14 protein-coding genes are annotated in these 15,249 nt (G+C 44.6%); 3 read left to right on the top strand and 11 right to left on the bottom strand.

Annotated elements, in window-relative coordinates:
* Both polA and CCS41_RS17800 read right to left on the bottom strand, forming a co-directional pair.
* Positions 1-2,151, bottom strand: a complete 2,151-nt coding sequence (gene polA, locus CCS41_RS12455) for a DNA polymerase I (protein ID WP_420866971.1) — start codon at positions 2,149-2,151, stop codon at positions 1-3.
* A complete protein-coding gene (locus CCS41_RS17800) occupies positions 2,130-2,801 on the bottom strand; it encodes a 5'-3' exonuclease (protein WP_420866970.1) in 672 nt (223 codons plus the stop codon). The genes polA and CCS41_RS17800 overlap by 22 nt, the downstream gene beginning before the upstream one ends.
* 557 nt (positions 2,802-3,358) lie before the next feature.
* Here CCS41_RS17800 and CCS41_RS12450 point away from each other — a divergent pair.
* A complete protein-coding gene (locus tag CCS41_RS12450; protein WP_072550526.1) occupies positions 3,359-3,904 on the top strand; it encodes a hypothetical protein in 546 nt (181 codons plus the stop codon).
* A gap of 158 nt (positions 3,905-4,062) precedes the next feature.
* Here CCS41_RS12450 and dsbA read toward each other — a convergent pair whose 3' ends face one another.
* On the bottom strand, positions 4,063-4,683 hold the full coding sequence (gene dsbA, locus CCS41_RS12445; RefSeq protein WP_072550544.1) for a thiol:disulfide interchange protein DsbA: 621 nt from the start codon (positions 4,681-4,683) through the stop codon (positions 4,063-4,065).
* Positions 4,684-4,764: 81 nt separating this feature from the next.
* The gene (locus tag CCS41_RS12440; RefSeq protein WP_072550525.1) at positions 4,765-6,453 is read right to left on the bottom strand and encodes an AsmA family protein; all 1,689 of its coding nucleotides are present in this window, start codon (positions 6,451-6,453) and stop codon (positions 4,765-4,767) included.
* A 306-nt stretch (positions 6,454-6,759) separates the two neighbouring features.
* On the opposite strand from CCS41_RS12440, the gene CCS41_RS12435 reads away from it, so the two are divergent.
* The gene (locus tag CCS41_RS12435; RefSeq protein ID WP_072550524.1) at positions 6,760-8,784 is read left to right on the top strand and encodes a TonB-dependent copper receptor; all 2,025 of its coding nucleotides are present in this window, start codon (positions 6,760-6,762) and stop codon (positions 8,782-8,784) included.
* 106 nt (positions 8,785-8,890) lie between these two features.
* Positions 8,891-9,472, top strand: a complete 582-nt coding sequence (locus CCS41_RS12430; protein ID WP_072550523.1) for an aminodeoxychorismate synthase component II — start codon at positions 8,891-8,893, stop codon at positions 9,470-9,472.
* 167 nt (positions 9,473-9,639) lie between these two features.
* On the opposite strand, the gene trbL is transcribed toward CCS41_RS12430, so the two are convergent.
* From trbL to CCS41_RS12400, 7 genes are read right to left on the bottom strand one after another with little or no spacing between them, the layout of a single operon-like run.
* Complete coding sequence (gene trbL / locus CCS41_RS12425; RefSeq protein WP_072550522.1) at positions 9,640-10,977, bottom strand: P-type conjugative transfer protein TrbL; 1,338 nt, start codon at positions 10,975-10,977, stop codon at positions 9,640-9,642.
* Positions 10,978-10,991: 14 nt separating this feature from the next.
* A complete protein-coding gene (gene trbJ / locus CCS41_RS12420) occupies positions 10,992-11,783 on the bottom strand; it encodes a P-type conjugative transfer protein TrbJ (RefSeq protein ID WP_072550521.1) in 792 nt (263 codons plus the stop codon).
* Positions 11,784-11,800: 17 nt separating this feature from the next.
* On the bottom strand, positions 11,801-12,316 hold the full coding sequence (locus tag CCS41_RS16780) for a TrbI/VirB10 family protein (protein ID WP_240313762.1): 516 nt from the start codon (positions 12,314-12,316) through the stop codon (positions 11,801-11,803).
* Positions 12,222-13,139 carry a hypothetical protein gene (locus CCS41_RS12415; protein ID WP_240313761.1) on the bottom strand — a complete coding sequence of 306 codons (918 nt, stop codon included), beginning with the start codon at positions 13,137-13,139 and terminating at the stop codon, positions 12,222-12,224. Before CCS41_RS12415 ends, CCS41_RS16780 begins: the two co-directional genes overlap by 95 nt.
* Positions 13,140-13,144: 5 nt before the next feature.
* Complete coding sequence (locus CCS41_RS12410) at positions 13,145-13,624, bottom strand: conjugal transfer protein TrbH (protein ID WP_205411429.1); 480 nt, start codon at positions 13,622-13,624, stop codon at positions 13,145-13,147.
* Positions 13,624-14,511 carry a P-type conjugative transfer protein TrbG gene (trbG, locus tag CCS41_RS12405; RefSeq protein WP_072550543.1) on the bottom strand — a complete coding sequence of 296 codons (888 nt, stop codon included), beginning with the start codon at positions 14,509-14,511 and terminating at the stop codon, positions 13,624-13,626. Before trbG ends, CCS41_RS12410 begins: the two co-directional genes overlap by 1 nt.
* Positions 14,512-14,545: 34 nt before the next feature.
* Entirely contained in the window at positions 14,546-15,247 is a 702-nt protein-coding gene (locus CCS41_RS12400) for a VirB8/TrbF family protein (protein ID WP_072550519.1), read from the bottom strand.
* Positions 15,248-15,249 lie beyond the last annotated feature (2 nt).

Below are 15,249 nucleotides of genomic sequence, written 5' to 3'. Positions count from 1 at the left end.
CTAATGTGCTTGGTCCCAATTATCGCCGACCCCGATATCAACTTGTAAAGGTACCCTCAGCTGTATGCTTTGTTCTTCCATTAGAGCACGGATCTTTGGCTGCACCTCATCCAAATCACGTTCATCGATTTCAAATACCAGTTCATCATGTACTTGCATAATCATCTGTACCCGTAGTTCGGTCTCTTGTTGTAACCAGGTATCGATCTTAATCATCGCACGTTTAATAATATCAGCGGCGCTGCCCTGCATCGGGGCATTAATCGCTTCACGCTCGGCGGCTTTACGTCGCATAACATGACGCGATTGAATATCCGGCAAATAGAGACGTCGACCCTCCAAGGTGGTGACGTAACCCTGTTCGGCGGCCTGTTTACGGGTGCGTTCCATATAGTCCATTACCCCGGGATAACGTTCAAAATACAGATCCATATATTTTTGTGCTTTAGCACGTGTTATGCCTAATTGACGCGCCAGCCCAAACGCGCTCATGCCATAAATCAAGCCAAAATTAATCGCTTTGGCACTGCGACGTTGATCAAAGGTGACGTTATCTAACGGCACAGCAAACACCTCAGCAGCAGTAGCACAGTGAATATCTTTACCGGCAGCGAAAGCGTTTAGCAATCCTGGATCCTGAGAAAGATGCGCCATAATACGCAGTTCGATCTGGGAATAATCCGCCGCTAAAATACGATAGTCAGGTGCCGCAATAAATGCTTGACGAATACGTCGCCCTTCTTCATTCCGTATCGGAATATTTTGCAGATTTGGATCACGAGAGGATAAACGCCCAGTCACCGTGACAGCCTGATGATATGAGGTATGGATTCGACCTGAAAGCGGATTAATCATCAACGGGAGCTTATCGGTATAGGTTGTTTTCAACTTTGCCAGCCCACGGTATTCCAATAGCACCTTGGGTAACGGATAATCTAACGCCAGTTCTGCGAGTACTTCTTCATCCGTTGAAGGTGCGCCACGTGGCGTTTTTTTCCGTATGGGAAGTTTTTGTTTTTCATAAAGAATAACCTGCAATTGCTTAGGTGATGCCAGATTAAAAGATTCTCCTGCCAAAAGATGAGCTTGTGTTTCCAAATCAGCCAGGCGAATGGTCAGCTCTTTAGAATGCTCCGCCAGAATAGACGGGTCGATCAATACGCCTGTACGTTCGATACGTGATAATACCGCTAATAATGGCATTTCAATATCCTGAAATACCCGCATCAAGGCGTTACTTTGTTGTAATTGTGGCCACAGGATCCAATGAAGCTGGAGTGTCACATCTGCATCTTCCGCAGCATAAGGCACGGCCTGTTCTAGGGCAATCTGGTTAAAGGTCAGTTGTTTTTTACCTTTGCCAGCAATGTCTTCAAAGGTGATGGTTTTATGATGTAAATAGCGTTCAGCCAAACTATCCATGTCATGACGATCGGTACTGTCCAAGATATAAGATTCGAGCATGGTATCAAACGTGATCCCTTTTAGATCAATATCATAGTTAGCCAGAATACTTTTGTCGAATTTAAGATTTTGCCCTACTTTACGCACTTGCTCATTTTCTAATAATGGTTTTAGCATGTTTAAAACCTGATCGCGATCTAGCTGATCGGGTGCGCCGAGATAGTCATGCGCTAATGGCAAATACGCCGCTTCACCTGCCGCAATGGCAAAAGAAAGACCGATTAAATTAGCGCCAAGTATATCCAGACCATCGGTTTCGGTGTCAAAAGCAAAGAGATCCGCTTGACTAAGACGATCGATCCAAGCAGACAATGTTTGTGTATCCAAAATTGTCTGATAGTTTTCTTGTGAGAGTTGATGCGTTACCCGCGGTGTAGTCACTAGGGCATGATTCTCTGTCGATGAAGATTGATTAATTTTTACCGTTGGTTGATCTTTTTTATCGCTCAACCAGTTGCCAGATTCCAGCTCAACCAGCCAACGTTTAAACTCATAGCGAGACAAAAGTTGGTGCAGTTTATCGACATCTGGGGGCGTGATCTGCAACTCATCACAGGTGATATCGAGCTTAACATCAGTTTTGATCGTCGCTAATTGATAGGATAAATAAGCCAGCTCTTTATTTTGCTGCAATTTTGCAGCCAGGGTTTTAGCGCCACGGAAAGTCAGGGTAGCGATTTTGTCCAAATCGCCAAATAACGTATCCAGGCCCCCATTCCTTGCAACAAGGCTTGTGCAGTTTTCTCTCCAACACCCGGTACGCCCGGTATGTTATCGGAGGAATCGCCCATCAATGCGAGAAAATCAATCATTAACTCTGGTGGCACACCGTATTTATCGCAGACTTCCTGTGGCCCCAAGAGCGTATTATTCATGGTATTAATCAGGGTAATATTTGGTGTGACAAGCTGTGCCATATCTTTATCACCGGTACTGATTAAAACAGCATGACCTGCTTTTTCTGCCTGTTGTGCCAAGGTTCCGATGACATCATCAGCCTCAACACCAGGCTCTACGAGCAAAGGCAATCCCATCGCCTGCAGCAGGTTATGTAAGGGTTCGATTTGTGAGCGTAAATCATCGGGCATCGGAGGGCGATGAGATTTATACTGGGCGAAAAGTGTATCACGGAAAGTTTTACCTTTGGCATCGAACACCACAGCGATATGACTCGGATTATATTGCAACAATAAGCTGCGCAACATATTCATCACCCCATAGATCGCCCCCGTTGGTTCTTTGTTTGCGTTGCTCAGAGGGGGAAACGCATGGTAAGCCCGATAGAGATACGAAGAGCCATCAACCAGGATTAAAGGATTTACTTTAACTTGTACCATAAAATTGTTTTATCTTTATTTTGTAAGAGCTGTTCGAAACTGTCATATAAGCATGCCACAACTCGCGGCAGGAGACGAACTTTCGTTACCTTTTTTATGAAAAAGAGAGCGTTATCGCATCAAAATCCTGGTGTTATAAACTGTGCATAAGTTTGTGAGTAAAAAATGCTTTTGGCGACATGATAAGCGAGTAATAGCTATTCATGACATATTATTATGATAATAATCATCATGTTATAATTAAAATTTATCTAACATATAGTTATTGATTTTTTATTTTAACTGTGGATATTATTTCGCGGGCGTTGCATATTAGCTGAATAATTGCAAGCCCCTCCTCCATTTAGAATCACATTTTTCTAGGAAATAAAACCGAGGATAGGTTGATGATGCAGTGGTGTTTGTGCTAGCTGTTGCCAGGGCCGTGGGTGTTACATTTTGACGTAATTTTTTTGATTTCAGGCCTGAATTATTCAAAATGGAACGAATGGGATTGATGTCAACTTTTTTATACTTTATTGTTCTTAACATATAAATGTAAAGTTAAGGATAAAGTAATGGGTGGATGTTTAGGCACAGCACGATCAGGATCGAGGGTGCCGGTAGAAAACTTGTCTTCCGCTCCTCCCCAGGAGCATCAGAGGAGAGCAGTAGTAGGTTTAGGTAATACTCATCATGAGCCCAACCGTGTTTCCCCCAGCAATGAAATGCGTGGAAGTGTGACTCGGGGCGTTGGGAGCAACCCGCCTCCGGATGTTAACGTATCCGCACCAAACACTCCACAGCGACTGCTAAGTACAGAACCACCGATAGAGGCATCAGATGAAGGCGTAGCCCCTGCAGTTTATACACCGCTCTCAGGCAATACAACACCAAAAGAAACAACATGGATGGAGCGCTTAGGCTCAAAAATGAGGAGCTTCGGCACATGGATAAAGAAAAACCCTCTTGTCGCTGTTTCGGGAGCCATCGGTCTTGCGTGGGGAGCTGTCGCGTTCACTTTTGCGCTTCCTGTGGTAGCGATAGTACTCACGGTTACATTGCCAATATTATGTGGTGGTGGTGCCTACGTTTACCATTGGCTTGACCGCGATGATAGTTAAGATTACATTCGCAGGATGACGGAGAGAATACGTATTTGATTAGAGGTGCTGGCTTCAGCGTACAGACTAGACTGCTAGCAACCAGTATCAATCCCACCCAAGTTACCATAAGAACCCTGTACCTTGGGTGGGAAAATAAAATATAACCAAAAATCCTATCATTGCTTCAGTAAGAATTTCACCACATCGGCATATTGCTTGGCATAAGCCTCTTTTGAACTGGTATCGATACCTTCATTTTTAATCATGTATCTGCCCTTGACGAACATCGTAGGGACGCCCTTCAGATTAAAATCTGTCGCTGCTTTTTCTTGCTGTGCAATCAGTGCTTTTACCACGAAGCTGTTAAGCGCACTGTCGTAATCCTCTCCCTTAACACCTGCCTGGATAAAAATTTTACGAATATCCGCTGCTTTTTTAATGGTTTGTGTTTTTTGTACCGCTGCAAACATCAAAGGTGCAATTTTATCTTCTACACCTAGCGCGACGGCAACCGCCCAGGCTCGAGTTAGCTCATGGCCCATTGCACCACCGAATGAAACATGGTAACGCGCCATTTTAACACCTTTCGGTAACGCCGCTTTTATCGTTTTAGCTACCTGGTACTCTGTATCAAACTGATAACAGTGGGGGCAATAAAAAGAGAAAAATTCTAATACCTGCGAATCGGTAATGACCTGTTTATCGAGCGTTTCATATTGCTTATCCTCTTGAAATGGCGTCGCGGAAACAGTGAATGCCATCATCATACCTAGCAGTAAGAAGCCCATTTTTTTTATACACATACAGCAGTCATCTCCATTATTTTAACGTTAATATTTAAGCGATTGTTGCAATACCAAAGTTGATTTTTTTCCGTGCTAACCTCCGCTCTGTGGTGTCAATTGATAACTGTGCTTTCCTTGACGATCTTCGACCTGTAAAGAACCTTGTACCACCGATTTTAAAGGGACTCCAGCGGCGAGACTGCCGTTGAGTTTTAATTTCAACTCACCGATACCTTGCTGTGCTAAGGTTGGCCATCCCCAGTTTTGTAAAATATTCAGTTCGACCGAACGCCCCGTCAATTCGAGTGAGAAAAGCCGATCGGGAGTTTGCCCGATATTAGCCGTTGCTTCCAGTAACCCATCTTTGGTAAAAGCACTCAGATCGTGCAGATCGATGTGCTGATTATTAGCAGTGAATTCTAACGCAAGGTGCCGCATATCCGTTTCATTAAAGGTGGCATCACTGGCATTGAGTTTTAATTTTCCTGCCCATATTCCCCATTGATGGTTCTGCGCGAGCAGCAGGTTAGTGCCAAAACCGTCTAACGAGGTGATTTGAAAAGGGAAATCAGGCGAAGTATCCATCAACAAATTGCGATTAACCATGAGTTTGCTGATATAAATCTCAGACAACCAATGTGGCAGTGTTTGTTGCCAGCGTTGTTGCCAATCTGTCGGTAAGTTGTAAACCAACGATGCTATCGTTAGATCGTCAAGCTGTAGACGATGGTTGTTGCGCTGCCAGCTCCCTTGGCCTGTGATCAAGCCATCTTGCCAACGGGTTGAAAATTGGTTGATAGTGACCTTGTTAGTTGATAATGCCAACGTCATAACAGGATCAACCAGGTGCATGTCACCCCTGATAATATCAGCCGCGTTCAGAGTTAGTTCACCGTTATCACTTTGCCAGTTTCCCTGATTTAATTTTATGTTTTTGAGTGTTAAATCGAGATCACTCAGTGCCCAATTGTGCCCCTCTAAACGCGCATTGATCAGATCAAAATGGGTGATGGTCAGCAGTGGTAACTGAATCAACTTTTGCCACACATCATCCACTGTTTGCGTGGTTTGTAGTCCAATATTGCTTAATTGTAATTGGTTAATTTTCCAGCTACCATCGTCAGAACGGCTTGCACTTCCCGTCATTTCACCTTTGGCGACACTGGCACCAAAATTACTTAGCGTTAGTACTTTATTTTGTATTTCTCCTTGTACAAAAATCCGTTCAGCGGGAATACCGTTAATATTCAGCGAATTGGCACTCAGCTGAAATTGACTGTTTTCCCCTAACGGATGGCCTATCTGTGGCTGCCAAGGCTTGAATCCCGCATTGACCTGTTGGCCTGCAATCTGCCATTGACCTACATGGGTTATCAAGGTCATATTATTTAGCTGCAATGAATCAGCTTGGAACGGTAACACCGGCAGTGCATTATCAAAAGTGAGTGTGCCGTTTTTAAGTAGCACTCTGTTAAGCTGTCCAATAGAGAAATGGCGTAAGTGGATAAATTGCCGCCACTTTAGATCGATGACGATGTGCTGTGCATTCAGCACGGTTTTTTTATCCCGTGTGGTGAGAGCAACATCATTAAAACTGAGTTGCCAAGGTCGTGCCCAAGCATGCTCGATTTTTTTTAGCGAGAGACGATATGAACTATTGTCACTGATCCAACGACCGATCCAACCCGCAGCCCAACTTGTTTGTAGCAGGAAGTAACATGACACCATAGAAAATATCAATAGCAGTAATAGCGTCAGTAATACTTTTCCAATCAATTTCATTTGATCAAGTCCAAGCGTTTCAATATGGCCCCCTTTATGCCGTAATTCGCCGATTAGCTCAATAGAAAATCAGTTAATCGGCGATAAAAATCAGCACAATTATTGTTATATCGCTCAGCTATAGGAAGCACTGGCTTGGCTACGATTGTATCACCTGATTTTAAATGTTAGCGGTTGTTTATGAATTTCAGATAGGATCGTAAAATGCTTTGTCCTGATGACAGTTCATTAGGCTTCTTGCAAAACCGTCGTTCGTTATGCGAGGTAGTCTATTCATCGGGGCATTTTTATTGTCTAGGGATCACTATGTTCGACATAAATGGTTTATATAAAAAAACCTTATTATCATGCACTATCGCTACTATTACGGTGTTGATGCCGCTTAATACTGCTGCTGAATCAGTGCTAGATTATACAGTGGCCAATAAACAGGGAAATCAGCCCGATGATGAAGATGTGATTACGGTTACAGCGCCTTTGTATTCGCCATTGACGGTGGTGACTTCGCCTAAAACGCCACGGCAACCGGTGCCTGCCAGCGATGGCTCTGATTATCTAAAAACTATCCCCGGGTTCTCCCAAATCCGTAACGGTGGCACCAATGGTGATCCAGTATTCCGCGGTATGTTTGGTTCTCGCTTAAAAATCCTTAACGATGGTGGTGAAATATTGGGCACTTGCCCCTCTCGTATGGATGCACCGACTTCTTATATTGCACCAGAAAATTATGATTTATTAACGTTAATTAAGGGACCACAATCGGTACTTTGGGGATCGGGCGCTTCAGCAGGAACGATTTTGTTTGAACGGCAAGCGCCACAATTTGATCAAACAGGTATCAAAACCAATAGTAGCCTATTGGTTGGCTCTAATGGTCGTCACGATGAGAATATTGATGCTAGTTTGGGCAACCAACAAGGTTATCTGCGTTTGATCGGTAATCGGTCCCAGGCAGGCGATTATAAGGATGGCCATGGTGTGACTGTTCCCTCTAAATGGAAAAAGTGGAACACAGATCTTGTACTGGGCTGGACACCCGATGCTGATACTTTGCTTGAATTTACGATGGGCAAGGGTGACGGTGCCGCGCGTTATGCTGGTCGAGGGCGAGACGGCTCACAATTACAACGTGATAGTTTGGGGATGCGTTTTGAAAAGAATAATCTTGGCGAAATATGGGATAAAATCGACGCTAAGATTTATTACAATTATGTCAATCATATTATGGACAATACCACATTACGTTTTCCTATTAGTGGCAAATCCAGCACTAATTTAGATCGTGTAGCCTTCGGTGGGCGAGTGATGGCAACCTGGTTATGGCAAGATTTTAAATTGGAGAGTGGCGCGGATTTTCAAACTAATATCCATCGTATTAAAAAAGAGAATAACTGGAAAAATAATGCTAGCTTTTATAACTATGGCTTATTCAGTGAATTGATTTGGTTTGCCACCGAGCAGAATAGGTTGATTACGGGTGCACGCTTAGATCGTAATCTAGCACGCGATTTGCGCGATAATAGTTCACGTGATAGCAACAGGCGCTCGACTACATTACCGAGCGGTTTTATGCGTTTCGAACATAATTTGTCAGACACACCGGTATTATTTTACGCAGGGCTGGGATATACCGAGCGTTTTCCTGACTATTGGGAATTATTTTCACCCAATAACGGAACAAAGGGTAGCGCGAGTGCTTTTGCAAACCTTAACAGGGAAAAAACCACTCAGTTTGATATTGGAGCACAATATAATCACTCGACTGTGAATGCCTGGATCTCCGCCTATGTTGGGCGAGTAAACGATTTTATTTTATTTAAATATGATCCGAATTATGTTCGTCGTATTCAAGCTGATAATATCGATGCGACTCTTTTCGGCGGTGAAATGGGCGTCGGTTATTCTCTAGATGAACATTGGAAAACAGATGCTAGCCTGGCCTATTCATGGGGACGCAATAATAGCGATCAGCGCCCCTTACCGCAAATGCCTCCCCTTGAAGCGCGTCTGGGGTTAACTTACGAGCAAGGTAATTGGAGCAGCACTGCCTTGTGGCGTGTGGTGAGTAGTCAACATCAAGTCGCGACAAATGAGGGCAACGCTGCCGGTAAAGACTTTGGCTCCAGTACGGGTTTTACCGTGTTATCGGCTAATATGGCTTACAAATTTAATAAACAAGTAAAAATCAGTGCGGGCATCGATAATCTACTCGATAAAAATTATAGCGAACACCTCAATTTAGCCGGTAACAATAGCTTTGGTTACGCCGCGAGAACGGCGATCAATGAACCTGGCAGAACCGCCTGGACTAAGCTGAATATCACATTTTAAGAAATTAATTTCTTTAAAATTTCTAAATATAGATTTAAAAGTACAATAATTTTCTTAAAAAAGCGAAAAGTTGTCTTTTATCTCTTTTTGTTTTGTTGGATTTACCATGTTACTACTGATAGATAACTACGACTCTTTTACTTATAACCTGTATCAATATTTTTGTGAATTAGGGCAACAAGTATTAGTAAAACGTAACGATGAACTGCAATTGGACGATATTCAGCAACTCGCACCGTCACATTTGGTGATTTCACCTGGCCCTTGCACGCCCAATGAAGCCGGTATCTCTCTGGACGTGATCGACCGTTTCGCCGATAAATTGCCAATTCTTGGAATTTGCCTAGGTCATCAGGCATTAGGGCAGGCATTCGGTGCCACCATCGTCCGCGCACGGCAAGCGATGCATGGCAAAACCAGTGCCATTCGGCATAACAATAGTGGGGTATTTCATGGATTAAAGCAGCCACTGACCGTCACTCGTTATCATTCGTTAGTGATAGCTGCAGATTCATTACCGGATTGTTTTGTATTAACCGCTTGGACGGAGCAAGCGGGAGCCATTGATGAAATCATGGGCATCCGTCATCGCACTCTACCGCTTCAGGGAGTACAATTTCATCCCGAAAGTATTCTTAGTGAACAGGGGCATCAGCTTTTGAATAATTTTCTACAAGTCACATGGTGATATACCCAATGAATTTCGAGTTGAGGCAAGGCGGCAATCAATCGAATCCAGGTAGTACATGACTGGGATGAGTGTGAGTAGCCAACGCCGCCACAACTTGAAAGGCGAAGGGTATGTTAATATCGATAGTTTGACACGCCCCTATTCCAAGATAAATATTGATTCGATTAGTTTTTGTTGACAAAAGCGGCAGCTTCTTCGTTCATTCCCGCCACCAGAGGCTTAGCTTGACTCACAACAGGAGGGGCATTAGCAGAAACATCCGTCTGTTGTTGTACGCTGCTACTGCCGGTACTGTTATTGTCACTTCCAGCATTCGCCATAAGATTTTGTGCGTGTTGTGATGGCTGCGGGTTTGGCGCTGTCCCCTGTTGTGCCGATTTTGTACTTACGTCAGCGGTAAAACCGCCAGAACTCGCCATCGCTGATGCAAAACCACTACTACCACCTGTGCCCCCACCGCCACCACTGCTTCCGCCAGAAAGTATACCGCTCCCTCCGGCCATCTGCTGCGCGGATTGAAAGGCGGTTTGAAGTGTAGAAGATCCGCCACCTACTATATTAGTTGCGCCAGTCAACGCCATGGCACCACCGGTTGCCGCCGCCATGCCTACGGCACCGCCAGTAAAATTACCGCTCAAGCCAGCGCCACCAAAATTCCCATTGTCAATAATACTGCCGATCAACGGAGGGATCTTATTGGTGAGGAAAAATAGCATAATAGAAGCAACAAACATGATCCCCAGCTCTTTTAAGTTGGCTCCACCGCCCATATCAGCATAATACTGATCGATGAAGGTTTTTCCGATACCGATTAACAGCAGCATTGCCATAAGCTGAGCGCCGACACTCAGCACCGTTTTGTAGAAGCTAATCGCAATATCAGACGTCCAGCGAGAGCCGCCAAATCCAAGAAAGAAGACACCGCCATAAATCAAAATCCACGCTGAAATGAAAAGCAGTAACAAGTTGATACCGATTAAGGTCAACACAAAGAGAATGACGATGGAGATGAGAATACCCATTGCGCTATCCACTGGCGACCATATCGACGATTGATCCAATACTTTAAAAAAAATATCAAAACCAATTTGCACCACACCGCCGGGTGTGAATTCAGTCTTTATGCCTATTGCCTTACTGCCTATTTGCCACATCGATTTAATAATGGTATCGCCGATAGCGGGGCCATTGACCAGGATCCACCAAAAAAAGCCGGTAACGCCAAAAAAGCGGACAGTTTCGGCAAAAAACTCCTGAATATCCGCCTTCCTCAAGATCATCATGCCGTAGGTCCACACCATGCTAATGAGTACCAACCCCCAAAATAGCCAGGTAGCGTACTCCACCATAACCGTACCCCAGGCACTTGCGGCATTTTGATAACGGCTTAATATTTTATCAAATACATTGGTATCCATAGGTGCCGCATAAGCGGACACCGAATAAAAGAATATCAAGCCGAAGGTGGCAACAGACAAAACACCCAGGATGCGTTTGTTCATTGGATTTTCATTCCTTACCAGGACCAGGTTTTCACTGTAGGACTGGAAATATTACTGCTATTACGTAGCTGTCGTGACGATGCCATTGCCTGTGCTTCACTATCGGCAATCACTTGCGCACGGGTAGCTTCTGCATTCTGTTGCGCCATAAGTAATCCACGAATTTGTAATAACTGGTTTGCCTGTGCACTGGCGAGTTGGCTCGCTGCTTGTGCTGCCTGCATTTGACCCTTAGCACTTTCAACCTGACTTTGCAATTTCGTTAATTGACCCGAGTCTTTCTGTAAAGATTTTTGCTGTTGATCGATACCTGTCAATACAGCATCGTAGGCAAGTTTCTGTACTTCTGAAGCATTATCTTGTGCCTTAAGTAGTTCTTGACGTTGTGAATCAGTACATCCACCACTGGTAAAGCAGGGTGACGAAAGATGACCCTTTAGGTCTTTATATTGTGACAAATATTGTTCTAGACCACCGAGCTTCCTTTTATAATCGTTTAAGGTGTTTTGTGCTTGGAGCAATTTTTCTGTGCTTGCGAGCGGATCATCCCAATTATAAGAGCTCAATTTTTCTACCATTTCTTTATAATGGTTTATTTGTTGTCTATAGTGGTTTACCTGTTTCATGTAGTGCAGGCCCTGCTCTAATTTGGTACCTGCAGTGGTAAGAGCATTTGCGCCCGATACTGCTGTATGGGGTACATCGAACACAGGCCATGCAACCACCTGTTGTGACATCAATCCAGCGATAATCATTGTTAATACATTAATTTTGGACGTTAACGTTTGCTTCACATTTTTTTTCATCTTACTTCTCCTTGACGTTAGTAATCGAACGATTGGTAGGCTTTGGTGAAAGTAATGTCTTTTATGATAATGATGTTGAAGCGATAACCAGGCCGAATTTCTAATGTCGGCGCAATATTGAGATTTTTTTCAATCATCTTAGTGATAACTTGACCAAACTGTTGGCCAAGGGCTTGGCTCATTTGGCTATTCATATTGGGGCTTTTATCTTTATTTCCGCTATTGTCTTGGTCTTGACTATAGGATATACCCGCAGTGACAACAGACATCAGTAACGCTGAGGAAAAAATACGAAAATAATGATTATTCACCTGATCACGGAAACCAGAATAGCCCGCGTTATCGGCACCGGGCATCGCACTAATATCGAGCGCTTTACCATCAGGAAAAATTAAACGCTGCCAGGCAATCATGACTGCGGATTGTCCGTAGGCAACATCACTGGTATAAGCGCCCAGCAGACGAGTACCCTGTGGGATTAAGAGGTATTTGCCGGTTGCTGTGTCGTATACATCCTGTGATACCTGTCCCATGATTTGTCCCGGTAAATCGGAATTGACTCCACTGATCATCACGCCCGGGATCACCCCCTGCACGGATTTCAAATGCTGAACGTGGTGCTTGCATTTTTTCATTCAGCTGCCAGCGATCGGTTTGCTCTTTGTTAGCGAATTGGTTAATGTCGTTGCGCGTGCTTAAGGTGGAACCAGATTGAGCTCCCAATTGAGAAGCAGCGATACTTGATTGAATTTTCGATACCTGTGCTTGATAGTCAAGGTTTAGGTCAATCGATGCTTGCTTATCAATTTCCTGCTGTACAGCGTCGATACCAAATGTGTTATCACGGTTTTGTGGTGAGTGATTACCGGAGACAGAGTTTGACGTCAGCTGGCTCGATATCGGTATCGCGGTTTTCGCTCTCACGGCTTCTTGAAACTGCTGCATTTTTTCTGCGTGCCTTTGCTGTTCCACAGGATCCGGTTCTGTGGGTATCGGTGTTTCCTGAGTAGCTTGTATCGACGAGAGATCAGTGCCGCCTATGGGCAACGAGGGCAGGTTATCGATAAACTTTTCGGTGGGTTCGGGCAAAGGCTCAGGCGTCTCAGACGGGATCAAACCGACGCACCGACCCGCTACCACACTCATTGCCATCGTAGAAGTATCGGTGTTTTTATTCGAAGTCTGTGATATGTCTTCCTCGTTTTGTACCTTATTTGCCCGTTTGACAGCAACCATAGCGACCAACAACACAAAAATGCCAACGGCGACAACCGCGATGATCAGCGGAAAATTGTTGACACGGCGGACACCATTTTTGGGCTTATCACCGATAGAAAGTTCAGTGCCATCTGCCATTGCGATTACTCCTTACGGATCCAAGCACTAGCCGGATACAGCTTACCCTCAGGGGTGAGCGTGAAAACACGGCTGATAGATTGATTACCAATCTGCAGGGTGACACGATAAAGATCCGTCGATTTCGGCGCATCGACAATGTAATGCAGATCAAGGTAACGCAAATCAGGATGAGGCGCTGCAGCGACCACACTGGCTTGCGGACGACGAGTGCGTTTGGGCGTGGTATATTCCATCAGGGAATACCCTTTGGCGCGTAGCGCTACCACCAAGGTCGCACCGTACGTATCTTGTATCGGCTGTTTAAGACACAAATGTGTTTGTGCAGGCGGATATAACGTTAATAATTGCGCCACCGTGTCCTGCGCCATTTTCTGATTCAAATGAACCGGCGCAGCGGCATAATTGCCATATCCTCCGTTTGATGTGCAGCCGCTGAGAGCGGCTAAGCTGACCATCAGCAGCATCACCTTTTTATACATCATTATTTCCCCTTGGTGATAGTAATGCGATTCTGGCTCGAACCCACGCCAGAAATCAGCATAGCTTTCTCAAAAACAGTATCGACGATGTAACGGTTTCCTTGCACACGGTAGTTAACCATCTGGGTTTCTCCATCGGACAAACGAGAGCCATTTTTACGAATGACCAACAGTACCGGCGCTTCGCTTTGTTTCATTGTTGCTGGCATTTCAATGATGGTTTTACGACCATCGTTATACACACGCGTTGGTTTCCAACGTGCTGAGCCTTTGAGATCATAATTGAAATCAAGATCGCCTAAGTATTCACCCGTTTGTGGAATGGTTTTTTCCTGACGTTCTTTCACTTTATTCTCACGGATGGCATTCCATTTTGCCTGTGCATCTTCTGGATAAGTAAAGGAAACAAACGGCATAAACTGATTGCGACTCGAACGCAAACGGAAATGGTAAGTCCGGCGGTTGGTCGTGACTACCATGGAGGTATCCAAGCCAACATCGAGTGGTTTGATCAGCAAATGCATCATTTTGGCGTCACCTGCACCGGTAATTGCCGGTTCGACATTAAAACGGGGATCACCGACGTTAAGATTGTTAACCTGTTCACCAGGTTGCAACGCCACATCGCACACCTGCAGAACCGCACAGAGGATCTGTGTTTGGCCGGTAGTGTAGACATAATTAATAGCCCCGTTTTGTCCGGCAAACGGCTTACTTGTGGTGCTACCGGTTTGCCACTGTTGCCCGATAGAGAGCGCCGCCTTCTCTTGTGATGTCAGTAGTGGCTCATTGTCAGAGAAATACTGTTCAGCTAACTGATTATCAGCAGGGACAGCCATGGTCGCCCTCGGTATCAAACCGAAAATCAAAGCAAAAACTATTTGCTTCATAACGAAAATTTTTTTCATAACGAAAGCCTCAGGTTTAAAGTTGCTTCGACCAATTAAAATCTTTGATAAAGATGTAATGCGGATTCATAAATATTTCTGCTGACGGCATATTGGCATCCTTATTTTGGTAAATAGTAACCAGTGCACGCATTCTGGACGGTTCACCTTTAGGTGAACCTTCTCGTGCTCGTATGGTTTCAATCCAGTCGACTTGCCAGGAATCTTTTGACTGCTGGATGACCGATTTAATATCCACGCTTACTGTCTCATTCGCGGCTCTGTTAAAAGGGTTGGCTTCCTGGCTACCATTTAAGTAATCGTTAGCTTTGATGGTGGCGGGATCGTTGGGCGCTAAATAGCTATAGGTGCGTATTACTGCTTTACGTTGTACCTCCGCATCCGGTGTAACCAGGCGGATATTATTTATCCAGTCAGCAACCGCAGAGCGATAGTTATCAACCTTGGCTTGAGGAATATGATCGGCACGTGTCATCGAGATCGTATTACCGCTACAATCTTGTTGATATATCAAGGGAATAAATTTGGATTGGCTACCGATGTAGATAAGCCCCCCCACTGCACTGAGTGTTATCAAGAGACATATCAGGCTGAAAAAAATAGCTAAGGTGCTATATTCCATCACGCTACCAACATGGCTATTCCAGGAACGACGCGCATTGGTATAAGGGTTGGTTGTGTTGTTCGCCGGCGCCGTTTTTTTTCCGAAAATACTCATGC

It is taken from the genome of Candidatus Fukatsuia symbiotica (assembly GCF_003122425.1).
GTDB classification, from domain to species: domain Bacteria; phylum Pseudomonadota; class Gammaproteobacteria; order Enterobacterales; family Enterobacteriaceae; genus Fukatsuia; species Fukatsuia symbiotica.
Note: the sequence above shows the minus strand (reverse complement) of the source record. Positions and strands in the feature narration are given on the sequence as shown.

Excerpts from the sequence above, each read along its gene's own strand:
- CCS41_RS12450 (WP_072550526.1), top strand. The coding sequence starts at position 3,359 with ATGGGTGGATGTTTAGGCACAGCACGATCAGGATCGAGGGTGCCGGTA.
- CCS41_RS12440 (WP_072550525.1), bottom strand. The coding sequence starts at position 6,453 with ATGAAATTGATTGGAAAAGTATTACTGACGCTATTACTGCTATTGATA.
- CCS41_RS12400 (WP_072550519.1), bottom strand. The coding sequence starts at position 15,247 with ATGAGTATTTTCGGAAAAAAAACGGCGCCGGCGAACAACACAACCAAC.
- trbG (WP_072550543.1), bottom strand. The coding sequence starts at position 14,511 with ATGAAGCAAATAGTTTTTGCTTTGATTTTCGGTTTGATACCGAGGGCG.
- trbJ (WP_072550521.1), bottom strand. The coding sequence starts at position 11,783 with ATGAAAAAAAATGTGAAGCAAACGTTAACGTCCAAAATTAATGTATTA.
- CCS41_RS12410 (WP_205411429.1), bottom strand. The coding sequence starts at position 13,624 with ATGATGTATAAAAAGGTGATGCTGCTGATGGTCAGCTTAGCCGCTCTC.
- CCS41_RS12435 (WP_072550524.1), top strand. The coding sequence starts at position 6,760 with ATGTTCGACATAAATGGTTTATATAAAAAAACCTTATTATCATGCACT.
- CCS41_RS12430 (WP_072550523.1), top strand. The coding sequence starts at position 8,891 with ATGTTACTACTGATAGATAACTACGACTCTTTTACTTATAACCTGTAT.
- trbL (WP_072550522.1), bottom strand. The coding sequence starts at position 10,977 with ATGAACAAACGCATCCTGGGTGTTTTGTCTGTTGCCACCTTCGGCTTG.
- CCS41_RS17800 (WP_420866970.1), bottom strand. The coding sequence starts at position 2,801 with ATGGTACAAGTTAAAGTAAATCCTTTAATCCTGGTTGATGGCTCTTCG.
- CCS41_RS16780 (WP_240313762.1), bottom strand. The coding sequence starts at position 12,316 with ATGGGACAGGTATCACAGGATGTATACGACACAGCAACCGGCAAATAC.
- CCS41_RS12415 (WP_240313761.1), bottom strand. The coding sequence starts at position 13,139 with ATGGCAGATGGCACTGAACTTTCTATCGGTGATAAGCCCAAAAATGGT.